Source organism: Rhizobium sp. P44RR-XXIV, from assembly GCF_001999485.2.
Taxonomy (GTDB): Bacteria; Pseudomonadota; Alphaproteobacteria; order Rhizobiales; family Rhizobiaceae; genus Rhizobium.
Map to the genome: position 1 here is coordinate 1671728 of NZ_MPVZ02000029.1, position 18003 is coordinate 1689730.

An 18003-nucleotide genomic window follows, 5' to 3' on the forward strand; every position below is an offset into this window, starting at 1 on the left:
TCGGGCTCTGACGGGTCCGCCGGAGACGGACCCGTCATCGTTCCTCGTCAGTAGATTTCCGGCACGTACATTTCCGGCGGCACCGGCGTGCGGTGGTAGTCGGCGTTACGCATGCGCTCCGGCAGGATGATTTCCGGCTTCGGCACGTTCTCATAGGGGATCTGGGTCAGGAGATGCGCGATGCAGTTCAGGCGCGCCCTCTTCTTGTCGACGGCATGCACGACCCACCACGGCGCTTCCGGAATATGAGTGCGTTCCAGCATCTCTTCCTTCGCCTTGGTGTACTCTTCCCAGTGAACGCGGCTCTGAAGGTCCATCGGCGAGAGTTTCCACTGCTTCAGCGGATCCTGAATGCGCATGCTGAAGCGGAACTCCTGCTCTTCGTCGGTGATCGAGAACCAGTATTTGATGAGAATGATGCCCGAGCGCACCAGCATGCGTTCGAAGTCGGGTACGGAGCGGAAGAATTCTTCCAGCTCTTCCGAGCTGCAGAAACCCATCACCCGCTCGACGCCGGCGCGGTTGTACCAGCTGCGGTCGAACAGCACCATTTCACCTGCGGTCGGCAGGTGAGCCGTATAACGCTGGAAATACCACTGATGACGCTCGCGCTCCGTCGGCGCCGGCAGTGCGACGACGCGGCAAACACGCGGATTGAGGCGCTGGGTGACGCGCTTGATGGCGCCGCCCTTGCCGGCGGAATCGCGGCCCTCAAACAGCACGACGACCTTGAGCTTCTTGTACTGCACCCAGTCCTGAAGACGCACGAGTTCATGCTGGAGACGAAAGAGCTCGCGGAAATAGACCCTGCGGTCGAGCGATGCGTCGGTTTCGTCGCCCAATCCCTCGGCGACCAGTTCATCCAACCGATCTTCCTCGAGCTGCATCTCGAGTTCTTCGTCGAAGCTGTCGACAATCTCGTCCTTGATGCGGCTCAGCCGGTCCTGGGTGTCGTCGGTCATTGCGCGCTCCTGCTCTGTTTTCATGTTGGTGCTGAGATATTTCGACCGCAAGGAGCCGGCACAGCCATGTGGGCGTGGGCCGGCTCAAGTGGCGATCCTACTCGGCAGTCCAGCCGCCGTCGACGGAAAGCGTCGTGCCGGTGATCTGCTTGGCGGCATCGCCGCATAGAAACACGGCGATGGCCGCCACTTCGTCTACGGTCACGAATTCCTTCGTCGGCTGGGCGGCGAGCAGTACGTCGTGCTTGACCTGCTCTTCCGTCATGTTGCGTGCCTTCATCGTCTCCGGGATCTGCTTTTCGACGAGCGGGGTCCAGACATAGCCCGGTGCGATGGAATTGACGGTGACGCCATCCCGCGCCGCTTCAAGCGCGATCGTCTTGGTGAGGCCGGTGATGCCGTGCTTGGCCGAGACATAGGCCGACTTGAACGGCGAAGCCACCAGCGCATGTGCCGAGGACGTGTTGATGATGCGGCCCCATTTGCGGGCCTTCATGCCGGGGATGGCGGCCTTGATCGCGTAGAAAGCTGCAAGCAGGTTGATGCGGATGATCGCTTCCCATTTGTCGTCGGGGAACTCCTCGATCGGAGCGACGAACTGGATGCCGGCATTGTTGACGAGGACGTCGAGGCTGCCGAAGGCTTCCTCGGCCTCGCGCACCATCGACGTTACTTCCTCGCCATTCATCATATTGGCACCGGAATAACGGCATTTCACACCGAAATCGGCCTCGATTGCTGCGCGCTCTTTTTCGATCGCATCGGCATCGCCGAGGCCGTTGATCGTCACATTCGCGCCTTCGGCGGCAAAAGCGCGCGCGATCGCAAGCCCGATACCGCTCGTCGAACCGGTGACCAGCGCATTCTTCGAAGTCAACGAACCCATAATGCTACTCCCGCAATCTCTATGACATGGTTGAGTAAATGGAAAAATGCCGAGATGGGCGCACACTGCCAGCGTCATATGTCGCTTTGATAACAGCGGTTGGCCAGTCTCAGGTGCCGCCGGCTGGCGGGTTGACACTTCACTGTCACGCAACCGTGCAAGTTTCGCCGCGGGCGCCGGACTATTTCCTCCAAAGACGGAAAATACGATGAAGGTCGAAGACATTCTCAAGCATGCCTATGCAATGCCGCTGACCAATCCTTCCTATCCTCCGGGACCCTATCGGTTCTTCGATCGCGAATATATCATCATCACCTACCGCACGACGCGCGAAGCCCTGGAGGCAGTCGTGCCCGAGCCGCTCGAAATCGACGAGCCGCTGGTGAAATACGAATTCATCCGCATGCCCGATTCCACCGGCTTCGGCGATTACACCGAGACGGGGCAGGTCATCCCGGTGAAGTATCGCGGCGAGGCCGGCGGCTATGTCCACTCCATGTATCTCGACGACGATGCGCCGATCACCGGCGGCCGTGAAATCTGGGGTTTCCCGAAGAAGCTCGCCAATCCGAAGATCGTCAACGAAGGCGAGGTCATCGTCGGCACGCTGCATTATGGCAGCGTTCTCTGCGCGACGGCAACGATGGGCTACAAGCACAGGCAGATCGACCAGGCACCGCTGATGGCTGCCCTCTCCGAACCGAATTTCCTGATCAAGATCGTACCGCATGTCGACGCCACACCGCGCATCTGCGAGCTGGTGCGCTACTATCTGACTGATATCACCATCAAGGAAGCCTGGACCTCGCCCGCCGCCCTCGACCTCAGACCGCATGTGATGGCTGACGTCGCGCGGCTGCCGGTTCTGGACGTGGTTTCGGCCGTTCATTTCACCGCCAATCTGACGCTTGGGCTTGGCGAAGTCGTTCACGACTACCTCGCCGAGCGCAGGTAACCGCGCCCTATTTTCCTTTTGCTGGAGACGAACCCGTGCTCGAACGAAAAGCCAAAGCCGCAGTGCCGACAATCCAGGAAATTGCTACGCAATACGACCGTGTCGCCCTGGTATTTCAGGGCGGTGGCGCGCTTGGTGCCTATCAGGCTGGTGTCTACCAGGCGCTGGCCGATGCGGGATGCGAGCCCACATGGCTCTCAGGCGTTTCCATCGGTGCCATCAATGCAGCCATCATCGCCGGCAATGAGCCGAGCCGCCGCCTGCAGCGTCTCGAACAGTTCTGGCAGATCATTTCCGGTCGCAAGATCTGGGCCTACACGCCGGAAGGCGACGTCTTCCGTGACATCCGCAATCGCACCAGCTCATGGATGACCATGACGATGGGTCAGCCCGGCTTCTTCAAGCCGCGCTTCCCCAATCCCTGGCTGGAACTGGCTGGCGCGGAGGGCGCTACCAGCTTCTACGATTCCGCCGAGCTGAAGAAGACGCTGGAGATGGTGATCGATTTCGACGTTCTGAACGACGGCAAGAAGCGCTTCAGCGTCGGCGCGGTCAATGTCAGGACCGGCAATTTCGTCTATTTCGATACCGACAATATCCGTATCGAACCGGAGCACATCATGGCAAGCGGCGCGCTGCCGCCCGCCTTGCCGGCCATCCGCATCGAAGGCGAATATTATTGGGATGGCGGCATCGTCTCCAATACCCCGCTGCAATATTTGCTCGATCAGGAGGAGGATCGCAGCTCTCTGGTGTTCCAGGTCGATCTGTTCAGCGCCCGCGGCGTCCTGCCGCGCAGCATGCCGGACGTGCTGTCGCGCCATAAGGACATCATGTATTCGAGCCGCACCCGGCAGAATACCGACAATTTCAAGCGCATCCACGGGCTGAAGATGAAGCTGCTCGGCGCGCTGAAGCGTGTCCCGAAAGACCAGCTGTCGCCGGAAGAGGAAGAGATGATTGCCGATTATTCCAATGCCGGCGTCGTCAATATCGTCCACCTGATCTATCAGCACAAGAATTATGAGGGTCATGCCAAGGATTATGAGTTTTCCGGCACCTCGATGCGCGAGCATTGGGACATGGGCCTGGAAGACACCAAGCGCACGCTGCGTCACACCGAATGGCTGCTGCCGCCGTTCAGCGACGACGCCGTCGCCATCCACGACCTGCATCGCGAAGATCCAGTCTGAAGCGATCGACTAGAATAACAATCGTGCCAGCTGCGCATCTGCTCCGCCGGCACGATTGTTAACAGCGTTTCCAAGACGCCAGCTCACTTGCCCCGTTAAGCTATCCCTGCTTGAGCCGGTGCCGATGGGCTGCCTGCTTGGCGCGGTTGCCGCACATGGCCATGCTGCACCAACGCCTGCGATGGCCGCGCGTATGGTCGACAAACAGCAGCGTGCAGGCATGGCCTTCGCAGGCTTTCACGTCCGAGAAATCTTCGGTACAGACGAAACGTCCCAGCGCTTCACCGATCGGCAGCAGCAGGGCCTCGGGCGAGCGCCATTTGCGCCTGGACTGAAAGTCGAGGCCGCCGCCGTCCTCTCTGGCCAGAACGCGGTTGAAGCCTTCATCCCGTTCCAGCAGGCGGTTCAGGGGCTCCAGTTCATCCAGAGCCTCCGGCGTCAGCGGCCGGCCTTTACGCTCACGCACGAAATTCCTGAACCATTCACGCAGGCTGCGGGCCTGATCGGCGACCTTGTCGAGTTCTCCCGGTAGCGCTTGCTCGCGCATGACCTTCAGCGTTTCCGGCGGCACCAGTCCCGCCTGCTCCAGCCAGCGAAGCAATCCTTCGCCGTCGTCGATCCAGTCGATCGGAGCATCGATGGGTGTCGCCACCGAATTCAGGAAATCCAGCCCCATCGTGTCACCGACGAAAATGGCGGGAGAGTGGTTGTCCATCCTGGCTCCTGTTCCGGCGGGCGAATGCGGGCGCCGCGCTGTCTCTCAAAATCATGAACGATACATAACCTATCAAAAGGCTCTTGACAAGTTATGTGCGCTGGACGTAACCCTATAAACATACTTAGAGGGGTTACTAGCGTTCAAACGAAAGGGAGAAGGCAGATGTCACAACAGAAGGCGTCTTCCGAGAATGTCGATATTGTCCTCGTCCACGGTGCATGGGGAGACGGCTCGGGCTGGGCGAAGGTCATCGCACCGCTAGTGGCTGATGGGTTCTCGGTGACGGCCGCTCCGCTGCCGTTAACTTCCCTGGCCGATGATGTTGCTGCCCTGGAGCGCGCCTTGGAGCGGGTGACAGGCGCGGTGATTCTGGTCGGCCATGCCTATGCCGGGGCAGTTATCGCCAGCGTGGCAAGCGAGAAGGTCAAGGCATTGGTCTACATCGCTGCGCTTGCGCCGGATGAGGGTGAAACCGTCGCAGACGTATTCTATCGCGGCGAACCACACCCACAGGCGCCGAAGTTGGCGCCCGACAGCCACGGGTTGATTTATCTGCCTCATGACGCCTTTGCCGACGCCTATGCGCAGAACGCCGGGGAAGAAGATCTGGCCGTTCTTGCCGCTGCCCAGCGTCCGATATCACCGGCCTGCATCACCGTTCCCCTGGCGCGTCCGCTCTGGAAGGATCGCCCCTCCTGGTTCCTGATTGCGGAAGAGGACCGGATGATCAGCGCTGCCAACCAGCATTTCATGGCCGAGCGCATGGGGGCAAAGCAGCGCTCGCTGCTAGTCGATCACACGCCGATGACGACAGCGCCACAATCCGTTGTCGAGCTCATTCGCGAAGCAGTGGCTGCTGCGATCAGCGTGTGACTGAAGAAAAGTAACCACTGAAGGTCGAATTAAAAGGTTAATGAAAGGACCTTATCATGACCAATGTCAGCTACCGCTCCATCAATGTCGATGGCGTCAAAGTCTTCTATCGTGAGGCAAGCTCGCCGGGCGCGCCGAAACTTCTGCTGCTGCACGGCTTCCCGAGTTCCGGCCACATGTTCCGCGATCTCATCCCCCTGTTGGCCGATCGCTATCATATCATCGCGCCGGACCTGCCGGGCTTCGGACAATCCGATGCGCCGAAGGGCAGCAATACATTCGACAGCATCGCGGCAACGATCGATCGCTTCACCGAGATCGTCGGTTTCGATCGCTATGCCGTCTACGTCTTCGACTACGGCGCGCCGACCGGCTTCCGTCTCGCGGTCAAGCATCCCGAACGGATTACGGCGATCATCTCGCAAAACGGCAATGCCTATGAAGAAGGCCTCAGCGAGGAATGGAATCCGATCCAGGCTTACTGGCGCGAAGCTTCGGAAGAAAACCGCAATGCACTGAAGGCGGCTTTCACGCCGGAAGCAACGGCGTGGCAATATACGCATGGCGTTTCTGACACATCCAAGGTTTCACCGGACGGCTATTCGCTCGATAGTTTCTATCTGGCACGGCCGGGCTCGGAGGCGGTGCAGCTCGATCTCTTTGGGGACTACAAGAGCAACGTAGCGCTCTATCCGACGTTCCAGAGCTACTTCCGTACCCACAAGCCGCGCTTCCTGGCAGTCTGGGGCAAGCATGATCCGTTCTTCCTGCCGCCGGGCGCAGAGGCTTTTCGGCGGGATATCCCGGATGCCGTCGTAAAATTTTTTGATACCGGCCACTTCGCGCTAGAGACGCATGCGGCAGAAATTGCCGCTGAAATCCGCGATTTCCTTGGCTGATGTCGGCCTCCTACCCCGCCGGCGCTTCCGTCGGCGGGGTATGGGCAGACCGTTGCTCTTTCAGATGCAGGAGGCACCCCATGTCCAGTTCAGTCGCTATCGTCACCGGCGCCAGCCAAGGTATCGGGCAGGCCACCGCCATCCGTCTTGCCAAAGATTTTTCGGCACTGGTGCTCGTTGCGCGCAACAAGGCCAATCTGTTTGACACGGCCAAGGCAGCCGAGGCTGCCGGCGCGAAGACGCTTGTCATCGATGCCGATCTGGCAGAGCCGGCGGCCGCGCAGGCTGTGGTTGATCAGACGCTTGCCGCCTTCGGCCGGATCGATGCGCTGCTCAATATTGCCGGCGCCGTGCCGCAGATCGACCTCTTCGACATGACGGATGAGCAATGGGATAACGGTATGGCGCTGAAGCTGCATGGAGCGCGCAGGCTCACTATCGCCGCCTGGCCCGCCTTGAAGGAGGCCAAGGGTTCAGTCGTGTTGATGTCCGGAAATTCGGCGATCTTTCCGAAGACACCCTATGCGGCAGTCGGCACGATCAACGCTGCCATCGTTGCCTTGGCAAAGGCCTTTTCCGATCGCGGCATCACCGATGGTGTTCAGGTCAACAGCGTCCTGCCTGGTCCCGTCATGACCGGTCGCCGCCGATCCTATCTCGACCATTGGGCGCCTCTGCATGATATGACCGTCGAGGAGGCGACGGCTCGCTTTCCGCAGGAAGCAGGCATTGCCCGCTATGGCGAACCGGAAGAGATTGCCGAACTGATGGCCTTCCTCGTCTCTCCGGCTGCCCGCTGGATGACCGGCTCGGCCCTGCGCATGGATGGCGGCGAGGTGAAGTCGGTCTGAGGAGCGGTTGAACTGGTCTCAGCGCGCCTTGTAGCTGACCGAAATCTTGGCATTCGCCAAAGCGGTTTGCGCCAACTGCTTGGCGTCGAGACCGAGCGAGCCGATTTGCAAGGGCTTGTCGAAAGCGAGATCGAGGGTGAAGAAGCCCGTCGGATGCGGCAGGTCCTGCACGAAACGAAGCAGGGCCTTCTTCGATTCCGCATCGATCTTGCTGTCCGGCAGCGCCTGCAATGCAATCGTGGCAGTGCCACGCAATTGCTCGATACCCTGTTTAGGATCGTCCGATCCCGCCATCTGCTGCAGGAAGGCGGCAAGTGACGGGATGGCCATGCCCTCGAACAGGCCCTGATTGTCGAGCCGGAAACGCAGATGCGTCAGCCCCGCCGAGCCATTCTGGATCAAGGCTTGCGCATCGGTGTCCTTCGGGAGTGTAAGTTCGGCGGACAGCGCCGCCTTTCCGGTGCGCAGATTGACGAGCTCCAGATTCTGAATGTCGAGGTAACCATCCTTCAGGTCGAAGCGGAAGGAGCCTGATGCATCCATCGGCCATTGCTGGACCGAACTGATGTAGTTGGCAAAGGCGTTGTCCGTCAGCGGGGTAAAACGTGCGCCCTCGATGGAAAACCGGCCCCAGCCTGGCACATGCGCTGGCTTGGCTCCCATGCTTTTCGCGAAATCGACAAGGCCGTCGCCCTTGAATTCCGCCCGGTCGAAAGACCAACCGATCCTGCTGCCGGTTTTGAAGACCCCGTTCGTCACCGCACAACCATCGCGTAACTCGGAGACGGCAAAGCCATCCCCGTGCTGGATGACGCCGCTGCTCTCGACAAGGTCGGCACATGGCGTCTCGGCCGCCATCGCGGAAAGAGGGGCGAGCGAAAGAAGGAGAGGAAACAGGAGGAAAGGGCGCATTTTCTCGTCTATCCGTTTTAGAAGATGGGCAAATACGAAGCCCCGCCATGTTTGCGGCTGGGCCGTGCATGTCAAGTCACGATGCCCCAATAATTGGCCTTGCCAGCGGATTGGCACCCCTTCGCCTAGGCCGTCGTCTCCCCCTTGTCCGTCGTGCGGATGAGATCCGCCGCCTTTTCCGCGAGACAATAGGTCGCCGCAACCGTGTTGCCCGAGACAATGCTCGGCATGATCGAGGCATCGACGACGCGCAGGCCCTCTACGCCATGCACCCGCATGGTGGCCGGATCGATCACTGCCCGCTCGCCGCGCCCCATGGCGCAGGTGCCAACGGGGTGGAACAGTGTGCCGACCCGCTCGCGGATGAACGCGTCCAACGCGCCGTCGCTTTCAATGTCTGGGCCCGGGTCGATCTCGGCATCGAGGTGGGGCGCAAAGGGTGCTTGTCCAGTGATCTTTCGAGCGAGCCTGATGCCCTTGCGAAGCACCTCCATCGTGTTGTCGCCGCGAAAGAAGTTGTAGAGGATCGACGGCTTCCCGGCGGGGTCGCCGCTTCTCAGCGCCAGGCGGCCGATGCTGCCCGGACGAAGTTGGCAGACATGCAGGAGAAAGCCGTGGCCGGTGAAGCCGGATGCTGCCTGCGTATTGGCCCGGCCGGTGCAGAAGAAAAGCTGGATATCGGGCCGGTCGCTTGCCGGATCGGTACAGATGAAGCCGCCGCCTTCGCCCGTCGTCGAGGAAAACAGGCCTCGCTTTTTGAAGATCCAGTTCAGCACATGACCAATGTTGCGCGGCAGTGCCCGCCAGGAAATGCCATAGGGCGCGATGGATTTGGCGCGATATTCGATCGTGACGTCGAGATGGTCCTGCAGGTTCTCCCCCACGCCTGGCAGATCCGCAATCACCGGGATGCCATGACGCGTGAGGTCTTTGGCATTGCCGATCCCCGACAGCATCAGCAGATGCGGCGAGACGAAGGAGCCGGCCGAGAGGATGACTTCGCGAGCGTCGAGCGTACCTTGCTGGCAGCCGCTTCGGAAGGCGATGCCGGTGGCCTTCCGGCCGTCGAACATCACGCGCGTAACCTCGGCCTCGCTCATGACGGTGAGATTTGGACGGTGGCGCACGGGGTCGAGATAGGCGCCTTCGGCGGTGACCCGCTCGCCGCCTTTCTGCGTGAAAGTATAAAGCCCGGCGCCGTTTTGGCGCGCGCCATTGAAATCGGCGTTCAGGGGATGGCCTGCCTGCTGAGCAGCTTCCAGGAACACCTCTGCCATCGGATTGACGCTGCGCAGCGGTGCGATGTTCAGCGGGCCGCTTGTGCCGTGATAGGCGGGATCGATCTGGCTTTCGAGCGGCCTGTCACCGAAGCGGATGTGCTTGGCTGAACCCGGCTCGGCCAGGATCTCTAAACGCTCCAGCTTGCGGAAATAGGGCAGCAGATCGTCGTATCCCCAGCCGGGATTGCCGAGATCGCGCCAATGGTCGAAATCCTCGCGCTGGCCGCGGATGAATATCTGTCCATTGACGTTCGTGGAACCGCCCGTGCCCTTGCCGCGTGGCAGGGCCATGGAGCGGCCCTGCAGACCGGGCTCGGGTTCGGTCTCGAACCAGGACATGAGTTTCGGGCGGCCGAGAAAGGCGAGCGCCGGGGCCATGAAGGTGACCATGGCGAGCGGAATGCGCACGATGGCCTTGCGCGCATTGCGGTCCGATCCAGCCTCGACAAGGCAGACGCGCGTGGCCGCATCCTCGCTCAGCCGGTTGGCGAGCACGCAGCCTGCGGCTCCGCCGCCGACAATGATGTAGTCGAATGCGGCCAAGGCTCAGATGTCCTGTGTCTGCGGGAGTATGACGAGATCGCGAATGCTGACGTTGGCCGGCCGCGTCAGCATGTAGAGCACAGCATCGGCGACGTCTTCTGAGCGCAAGCCTTCGCGCGCCGCGACCTTTGCGTCTATGGCGGCCGGGTCCGTATAGCCCCAGAGTTCGTTCAGTACGATGCCGGGCGCTACGGAACCGACGCGGATATTGTGCTTCATCGTCTGCCGCCGCAGGCCATGCACGAAGGCCTGAATTGCATGTTTCGAGGCCGAATAGACCGGCTCCCAATGGATCGCCTGATGTCCGGCCACCGAGGAGGTAACGACAATCTGGCCGCCACCTTGGGCGATCATGCCGGGCAGCACGGCGCGGGCCAGCCGGAAGACCGAATTCACATTGATGGCGATCAGTTGGTCCCAGGCATCCGGGTCGCCTTCGGCGACGTCGCCGGGAATGTAGAGGCCAGCATTGGGCAGCACGATGTCGATCCGGCCGAAGCGCGCGATCGTTGCATCCACGATCTGCTTGATGGCTTCTGGTTCGCTGAGGTCTGCCGGCAGGACAAGCGCATCGCTGCCCACTTTGTTTGCTACTTCAGCCAGTTTTTCAGAGGAGCGTCCGATGAGTGCGAGTTTTACGCCCTGCTCGCCAAGCGCCAGCGCGGTAGCACGCCCAATACCCGAGCTCGCGCCTGTGACCAGCGCCACCTTGCCCTCAAGTTTCTGCCCCAAGATGTCCTCCTCCATCGCGGGATCTTGGAAAATCCCCGATGAAGGGCAGCCTAGGAAGGCCTCTTCTGCCCGTCAATAAAAATGTTTGCTCGCGTAAATTTTTATGCTGTGCGAGGTCGGGAAGTGAGCATTAGGCAGACAGCTTCCGACCCTCGGGCTTTGCTTGATCGGCACCTCCGCTATACGGCAGGATGCGGCGCAGGACCTCCTGGGCGAGAGCCTGGGCATTCTGCTGCGCCTTGTCGAGATTGCTGACGCTTTCCGGGTCGATCGAATAGAGGGTTTGGCCGTAGCCGAAGACTTCGCGATAGGCCGCGCGTTCGATGATGGGCGTGGACAGCACATGCACGCGCCGGCTGGATAGCAGCTCCTTCACGGATTGCAGCGCGCGCGTCGTCACCATCGGATTGACGCGGGTCAGCACCACCGAGTGAGGAATGCGGATCTCGGCGCGATCGTCCAGATATTGCAGAAGCTCGATGACGTTGGTGGCGCCCTCCGCATCCATGGCGGAGCCCTGTACGGGGATGAGCACATAGTTCGAATAGCCGAGCGCCTGCGCGAGAAGCGGGCTGCGCGCACCGGGCAGATCGATCAGCAGGAAATCGACCTCGTCGCGCAGCTTGCGTGCATGCTGGCCGAGATTGCCGGCCGTCACATAGGGAATGACCGACAGAGCGGATGGCGCCCTGTCGCCCAGCCGTTCATACCATTTGGAAATCCAGAGCTGTGGATCGGCGTCCAGAACGGCGACGGAAAAGCCCATTCTGGCAAGCTCGCAGGCAACGATGACGACGGCGGTGGTCTTGCCGGCGCCGCCTTTGGTATTGGCGAAGGTCAGAACGGCCATGAGGGCTCCCTGGGCTGATCGGTTTGGCAACTCAATGAGGTGGGCGAGGGGCTGTCATGGCTTGCCGAGATCGTTACGCATTTATGGTTAACAAACCATTTTGAATGCGGCCGCAACCAGGCCGACGCTGCTTTGGGCACTCATCAGTGCCGCTTGTCGGCGGCCAAGATTTCGCGGGCGATCTGATCCAGCGCCACGGTGCGGTCGACGCCGCCATGGGCGATGGCTTCCTTGGGCATGCCGAAGACGACGGACGTTTCCTCGTCCTGGGCAACCGTGAAGGCTCCCACCTCGTGCATTTCCTTCATGCCGCGGGCGCCGTCGTCTCCCATGCCGGTCATGATGACGCCCATGGCATTGCCGGCGGCTGAGCGTGCGGCGGAGCGGAAGAGGACATCGACCGAAGGCCGGTGCCGCGAAACGAGCGGACCTTCCTTGATAGCGACGACATAGCGCGCGCCCTGCCGCTCCAGCAACATATGCTTACCGCCAGGGGCGATGAGGACATGGCCGCGCAATACGGGATCGCCGTGTTCGGCTTCCTTGACCTCGACTTCGCAGAGGCTGTTCAGGCGCTTGGCGAAGGCGGCTGTAAATTTTTCCGGCATGTGCTGGACGATAACCATGCCGGGCGTGTTCGCCGGCAGCGCCACGAGCAATTCGCGTAGCGCCTCCGTCCCGCCCGTGGATGCGCCCACGCAAACGACCATCTCGGTGGTCTTGGCCATGGCGCGGCCGGTGGGCGGGGGAAGTACGACATCGGCTGTCAGCTTGGCTGTCGGCTCACTCGGGACGATTGCCCTTCGGCGGGATGAGCCAAGCCGGGCTGCCGCCGCACCCTTCACCGTTTCCCGGATCGCCGCGGCGGCCTCAGCTAAATGGTCGGCAGCGGCGATCTTGGGTTTCAGGATGATATCGACGGCGCCGGCTTCCAGCGCCTGCATCAATGTCTCCGAACCGGCCTCGGTCAGGGAAGAGCACATGACCACAGGGATCGGTCGCTGCGCCATCAGCTTGCGCAGGAAGGTGATGCCATCCATGCGCGGCATCTCGACATCGAGCGTGATGACGTCAGGAATTTCCTCCTGGATCTTCTTTGCCGCCATAAAGGGATCGGAGGCGACCCCCATGATCTCGATATCCGGATCCGCCGACAGCACCTGCGTCATGACCTGGCGGACACTGGCGGAATCATCGACAATGAGCACGCGGATCTTCCTGGCCATACGCTTCAGACCTTTCTGAAAACGGTGTTGGCCACCTGCTTTACCGGCAGATTGAGCCCGCTGATCGTCTCGGAATGACCGACATAGAGGAAGCCGCCCGTGACCAGTTTCTCGCAAAGCCTCGACAGCACCTTTTCCTGGGTCGGCTTGTCGAAATAGATCAGCACGTTGCGGCAGAAGACGATATGGACCTTGTCGCCGATATCATAGGCTCGGTCCATCAGGTTGAGGCGGCCGAAACCGATCTTGGCGCGCAGCCTCGGATGGATGCGAACCTCGCCGCGTTCGGGATCACGGGCCTCCATGACGTAGCGCGAGCGTTTCTGCCGGTCGACCGGGTCGATCATGCCGCTCGGATAGACGCCCCGGCGCGCGGCTTTGAGGACATCGGTGGAAAGATCGGTGGCAAGAATGCTGTAGTCCGGCGCGCCACGAGCTTCGCGATAGTCCTCAAGGACCATGGCGATCGTATAGGGCTCGGCACCCACCGAGCAGGCGGCACTCCAGACGCGCAGGCGGCTATGACCGGCTGCGATCAGTTCCGGCAGAGCGGATTGTTCCATGTGCTCGAAATGCTTCGGCTCGCGGAAGAAGTCCGTCTTGTTGGTCGTGACGGCATCGATGAGGTGGATTGCTTCCCGGTCGATGCCGCCGCGCTTGAAAAGAAAGTCGCAATAATCATCGAGATCGACGATCCCGGTCGCTCTCAGGCGTCGCCTCAATCGTCCCTCGAGCATGGTGCGTTTGCCCGGCGGCATCTTGATGCCGCTATAGTCGTAGATATAGCGGGCAAGCTGGTCGAAGTTCCGCCGGCTTAGCCCGTTGTCCCCGTAGTCTCTCGCATCTTGTGCTGGCACGTTATGTCTCACTCAAACAGCCGCGAACTCTGAAACACTTCGACCGACGCCAACACCCATCAACGATACCTTGTCGGACGACGAGAAGAGCTTGGCGAGGTCGATGATGACGACGAATCCGCTTTCCCGGCGTACCACGCCGGCAATGTATTCGGACGGCCAGCGCACCCCGATATCGGGGGCGCTTTCGACCGATTGATGCTGGAATGATGTGACCTCGAAGACACGATCGGCAACCAGCCCGAGGGTGAGCATCTTGTCGGCAATTGGCACATCGATGACAAGGATGCGGGTATGCGGGGTCTTTGTCGTTCCGGACATGCCGAGGCGCAGGCGCAGGTCGATAACCGGCACGCCCTGGCCGCGCACGTCGCGCAGCCCGAGCAGATAGTCCGGCCCATGCGGGATACGGAAGGCATCCTGGTGATCCAGGATTTCCCGGACCACCTCGACCGGCACGGCAAAGCATTCATCGCCGAGGCCGAACGTCACATATTGAGCTTCGGTGCTGGTTGCAGCCATTTACGCGCTCTCCTTGAAATCATTGTCATCGGCGTCTGGTCCGCCCATGGACATGTCGAGGCTGAAGCCCTTGAGGCGGGCCTGCTGTGCAGCGACACTGTTGTCGGGACGGGCGGCCGGTGCGCGGGCAGGTGCTGCCTTGGCAGCAGGCTTTGCCTTGGCCGGGCTGATCGCATGATGGACGGGTGCATGTACAGGCTGGACCCTGCGGGCATTGGCCTGCTCGACCTTGAAGAAGGCGATGGACGCCTGCAGTTCCTCCGCCTGAGCGGCGAGTTCCTCTGATGTTGCCGACATCTCTTCGGATGCGCCGGCATTCTGCTGCGTCACCTTGTCGAGCTGCTGGATCGCTTCGTTGATCTGCGATGCGCCAATATCCTGTTCACGGCAGGCAGCCGAGATTTCCGCGACCAGTTCGGCGGTCTTGCGGATATCAGGCACAAGCCGCGAGAGCATGTCGCCGGCCTCGGTTGCGACCGTGACGGTTTCGCCCGAGAGGCTGGAGATTTCGGCTGCCGCCGCCTGGCTGCGCTCGGCAAGCTTGCGGACTTCCGAGGCGACGACGGCAAAGCCGCGGCCATGTTCGCCGGCACGGGCTGCTTCCACAGCGGCGTTGAGAGCGAGCAGGTCGGTCTGACGCGCGATTTCCTGAACGATGGAGATCTTCTCGGCAATGGTGCGCATGGCGTTGACGGCGCGATCGACGGCCTGGCCGCTGATCTCGGCGTCCTTGGCGGACTGACGGGCGATCTTCTCGGTCTGGGCGGCGTTATCAGCATTCTGCTTGATGTTCGCGGCCATCTCCTCCATCGAGGCCGAGGCTTCTTCAGCGGAGGAGGCCTGTTCGGTCGCGCCCTGCGAGAGCTGCTCGGAGCCCGCCGACAGCTGCTGGCTGCCAGACGAGACGTTGTCGGACGCAGACAGCGCATCCGTTACAACACCGCGCAACCGTTCGACCATCGACTGCAGCGAAAGGCCGAGCGTATCCTTGTCCGACATCGGCTTCGGCTTGACCGTCAGGTCGCCATTGGCAATCTGATCGGCAATCGTTGCGGTGTTGCGCAGGTTTCCGGTCATGACATTTATGGTGTTGACGAGGTCCTTGATCTCGTCGTTGGTCTTGATCTCGATATTCTGATTGAGATCACCGATCGCAACGCCTTCGGCAACCGCTTGGATCTTCTTGAGGCCGCGGTTGATGCCAAGCGCGATCCAGGTGGCGATGGCTGTCGAAAGCAGGAACATGATGGCCAGCGAGGTCAGCAGAAGATTTCGGGCGAAGGCATATTGGTCGTTGGTCGACAGATCGGTTTGGTGCAGGTCTTGAAGGATCGCCTTGTTGACGGTCTCGAGCGCATCCTGGAGCAGGTCGCTTGCCTTGCGCCCATCGCCCATGGAGAGCGCCGCAGCCTTGCGATTGCTTTCATCCGTATTTTCCATCGCCAGCTTCAGGATCTGATCGTCGATCTGCTTCCAGGCCGGATATTGCTTGGAAAATTGCGCAACCTTGTCCGAGATTGCCGGGTCCTGGGACAGCGTGCTCACGAGCTGCTCGATGGCCGCTTCCCTCTCGTGAACGGCATCGATGTAGCCCCCGATCGCCTGCGGATCGGTATTGAGGATGGCGTTCTTTTCATTGCGGATCGCATCCAGCACGGCGCTGGAAAGATCGCCGGAATTGCGAAGGTTGGTAGCCGGTCCCTGAACGATATCGGTAATGGCCGAATTGAGCGAAGACAGGCTCACGATTGCGAGGACGGACATGCCGGTCGACAGCAGGATAAGGAAGCCGAAGGCGAGGGCCAGTTTAAGTTTGATAGTAAAGCGCATCTCTGAAGTGCTCCTGAAAGTGGAGAGATTTGAAGGTCGAAAAGTCAGACGGGGAGCCGTCTTGATGCGCGAAGACCGATACATTCACCCTTCCGCGAACCGGAACCGGTTCTTGAGGCCTGCGCTAGCATTCGCCGGCCTTTGATCTGGCGCTCTTCAGCGCCAGATCCTGTTGGTATCAGGCAGCCGTTCAGGCGCTCTGACGAAAGTCGCTGTCATCGGCGTCTGGTCCGCCCATGGACATGTCGAGGCTGAAGCCCTTGAGGCGGGCCTGCTGTGCAGCGACACTGTTGTCGGGACGGGCGGCCGGTGCGCGGGCAGGTGCTGCCTTGGCAGCAGGCTTTGCCTTGGCCGGGCTGATCGCATGATGGACGGGTGCATGTACAGGCTGGACCCTGCGGGCATTGGCCTGCTCGACCTTGAAGAAGGCGATGGACGCCTGCAGTTCCTCCGCCTGAGCGGCGAGTTCCTCTGATGTTGCCGACATCTCTTCGGATGCGCCGGCATTCTGCTGCGTCACCTTGTCGAGCTGCTGGATCGCTTCGTTGATCTGCGATGCGCCAATATCCTGTTCACGGCAGGCAGCCGAGATTTCCGCGACCAGTTCGGCGGTCTTGCGGATATCAGGCACAAGCCGCGAGAGCATGTCGCCGGCCTCGGTTGCGACCGTGACGGTTTCGCCCGAGAGGCTGGAGATTTCGGCTGCCGCCGCCTGGCTGCGCTCGGCAAGCTTGCGGACTTCCGAGGCGACGACGGCAAAGCCGCGGCCATGTTCGCCGGCACGGGCTGCTTCCACAGCGGCGTTGAGAGCGAGCAGGTCGGTCTGACGCGCGATTTCCTGAACGATGGAGATCTTCTCGGCAATGGTGCGCATGGCGTTGACGGCGCGATCGACGGCCTGGCCGCTGATCTCGGCGTCCTTGGCGGACTGACGTGCGATCTTCTCGGTCTGGGCGGCGTTATCAGCATTCTGCTTGATGTTGGCGGCCATCTCCTCCATCGAGGCCGAGGCTTCTTCAGCGGAGGATGCCTGTTCGGTCGCGCCCTGCGACAGCTGCTCGGAGCCTGCCGACAGCTGCTGGCTGCCAGACGAGACGTTGTCGGACGCAGACAGCGCATCCGCAACGACCCCACGCAGACGCTCGATCATCGAGTTGACGTGGCCGAGCAGGTCGCCGATTTCGTCCTTCGTGCTGATGACGGCGAATTCCGTCAGATCGCCTTCGGCGACGGTCTGGACCGTCCTGACGGCACGGTTGATGCCCCTGTTGATCGAGACGATGATCCACATCGCCGAAACGAATGCGAGGATCGATGCCGTCGCGGCAATGATGATCAGGATCGAGCGTGCATTCGCATAGGCGCTCGCGGCATCCTGATCGGCCTGCTTCAATCTGGCCCGTTCGGAATCAAAGACCTGCGCCAGCACATTATCGATCTTGCTGCTGGTGTCGCGGGCGTCGGTCGTGGAAATGTGGAGCGCGCCGGCACTGTCGCCGGCCAGCATCATGGCGCGGATGCGGTCATCGGCATTGCGCCAATTGGCCGAGAGATCCTTGATCTGAGACCAGAAGCCCATGTCCTGTGCCGTGCTGTTGGCGAGGATCTTCGCGAGATCGGTATCGAATTCCGCGCGTGCCGCATCGCTCTTTGCGATATAGCCTTTGGTCTCGTCGGCCGATGCCGATGACAGCATATTCTTCTGCTGCCGCAGCTGTTGCAGGACTGCTATGTCGAGGTTCTGCGCCAGCCGCAGACGTTCGGCGGGGCCGGTCAATGTATTGGACCAATTGTCGTTGACCTGGCCGAGTGTGGTGATGCTGTAGACGGCCGTGCCAAGAAGCATGGCGATCACGACAGCAAACGTTAAAAGCAGCTTGAGCTTGATCGTAAAACGCATCCGGTAGCCTCTCC

17 protein-coding genes are annotated in these 18003 nt (G+C 61.0%); 5 read left to right on the forward strand and 12 right to left on the reverse strand.

All coding sequences use genetic code 11. The annotated features are described in order from the left end of the window. Positions 1-47: 47 nt before the first annotated feature. Together ppk2 and BSK43_RS33615 are read right to left on the reverse strand one after the other, a co-directional pair. Complete coding sequence (ppk2, locus tag BSK43_RS33610; RefSeq protein WP_077471469.1) at positions 48-962, reverse strand: polyphosphate kinase 2; 915 nt, start codon at positions 960-962, stop codon at positions 48-50. Positions 963-1059: 97 nt separating this feature from the next. Continuing rightward, entirely contained in the window at positions 1060-1848 is a 789-nt protein-coding gene (locus BSK43_RS33615) for a 3-hydroxybutyrate dehydrogenase (protein WP_077471468.1), read from the reverse strand. 208 nt (positions 1849-2056) lie between these two features. On the opposite strand from BSK43_RS33615, the gene BSK43_RS33620 reads away from it, so the two are divergent. Further along, positions 2057-2803: an acetoacetate decarboxylase gene (locus BSK43_RS33620; protein ID WP_077471467.1), complete on the forward strand. Its 747-nt coding sequence runs from the start codon at positions 2057-2059 to the stop codon at positions 2801-2803. A gap of 35 nt (positions 2804-2838) precedes the next feature. After that, entirely contained in the window at positions 2839-3996 is a 1158-nt protein-coding gene (locus tag BSK43_RS33625) for a patatin-like phospholipase family protein (RefSeq protein WP_077471466.1), read from the forward strand. A 100-nt stretch (positions 3997-4096) separates the two neighbouring features. On the opposite strand, the gene BSK43_RS33630 is transcribed toward BSK43_RS33625, so the two are convergent. Then, entirely contained in the window at positions 4097-4711 is a 615-nt protein-coding gene (locus BSK43_RS33630) for an ABATE domain-containing protein (RefSeq protein WP_077471465.1), read from the reverse strand. 165 nt (positions 4712-4876) lie between these two features. Between BSK43_RS33630 and BSK43_RS33635 the strand changes: the two genes are divergently transcribed. The 3 genes from BSK43_RS33635 to BSK43_RS33645 all read left to right on the forward strand — a co-directional run bounded on the left by BSK43_RS33635 (position 4877) and on the right by BSK43_RS33645 (position 7337). Further along, complete coding sequence (locus BSK43_RS33635) at positions 4877-5587, forward strand: alpha/beta hydrolase (RefSeq protein ID WP_077471464.1); 711 nt, start codon at positions 4877-4879, stop codon at positions 5585-5587. Between the two features lie 56 nt (positions 5588-5643). Then, complete coding sequence (locus tag BSK43_RS33640) at positions 5644-6486, forward strand: alpha/beta hydrolase (protein ID WP_077471463.1); 843 nt, start codon at positions 5644-5646, stop codon at positions 6484-6486. An 80-nt stretch (positions 6487-6566) separates the two neighbouring features. Next, a complete protein-coding gene (locus tag BSK43_RS33645) occupies positions 6567-7337 on the forward strand; it encodes an SDR family oxidoreductase (RefSeq protein WP_077471462.1) in 771 nt (256 codons plus the stop codon). Between the two features lie 18 nt (positions 7338-7355). Here BSK43_RS33645 and BSK43_RS33650 read toward each other — a convergent pair whose 3' ends face one another. The 9 genes from BSK43_RS33650 to BSK43_RS33690 all read right to left on the reverse strand — a co-directional run bounded on the left by BSK43_RS33650 (position 7356) and on the right by BSK43_RS33690 (position 17989). Then, positions 7356-8249 (reverse strand): hypothetical protein, encoded by an 894-nt coding sequence (locus tag BSK43_RS33650; RefSeq protein ID WP_077471461.1) that lies wholly within the window; start codon positions 8247-8249, stop codon positions 7356-7358. A gap of 125 nt (positions 8250-8374) precedes the next feature. Beyond that, a complete protein-coding gene (locus BSK43_RS33655) occupies positions 8375-10072 on the reverse strand; it encodes a GMC family oxidoreductase N-terminal domain-containing protein (protein ID WP_077471460.1) in 1698 nt (565 codons plus the stop codon). Positions 10073-10075: 3 nt separating this feature from the next. After that, positions 10076-10804 (reverse strand): SDR family oxidoreductase, encoded by a 729-nt coding sequence (locus BSK43_RS33660; protein ID WP_169055499.1) that lies wholly within the window; start codon positions 10802-10804, stop codon positions 10076-10078. Positions 10805-10934: 130 nt separating this feature from the next. Beyond that, entirely contained in the window at positions 10935-11654 is a 720-nt protein-coding gene (locus tag BSK43_RS33665) for a ParA family protein (protein WP_077471458.1), read from the reverse strand. Between the two features lie 143 nt (positions 11655-11797). After that, positions 11798-12880 (reverse strand): chemotaxis response regulator protein-glutamate methylesterase, encoded by a 1083-nt coding sequence (locus BSK43_RS33670; RefSeq protein ID WP_077471457.1) that lies wholly within the window; start codon positions 12878-12880, stop codon positions 11798-11800. A gap of 5 nt (positions 12881-12885) precedes the next feature. Then, positions 12886-13737, reverse strand: a complete 852-nt coding sequence (locus BSK43_RS33675; RefSeq protein WP_077471456.1) for a CheR family methyltransferase — start codon at positions 13735-13737, stop codon at positions 12886-12888. Positions 13738-13749: 12 nt separating this feature from the next. Then, a complete protein-coding gene (locus tag BSK43_RS33680) occupies positions 13750-14259 on the reverse strand; it encodes a chemotaxis protein CheW (RefSeq protein WP_077471455.1) in 510 nt (169 codons plus the stop codon). Next, a complete protein-coding gene (locus BSK43_RS33685) occupies positions 14260-16089 on the reverse strand; it encodes a methyl-accepting chemotaxis protein (protein ID WP_136687437.1) in 1830 nt (609 codons plus the stop codon). It lies immediately after the preceding gene. A gap of 190 nt (positions 16090-16279) precedes the next feature. Continuing rightward, entirely contained in the window at positions 16280-17989 is a 1710-nt protein-coding gene (locus BSK43_RS33690) for a methyl-accepting chemotaxis protein (RefSeq protein WP_136687439.1), read from the reverse strand. Positions 17990-18003 lie beyond the last annotated feature (14 nt).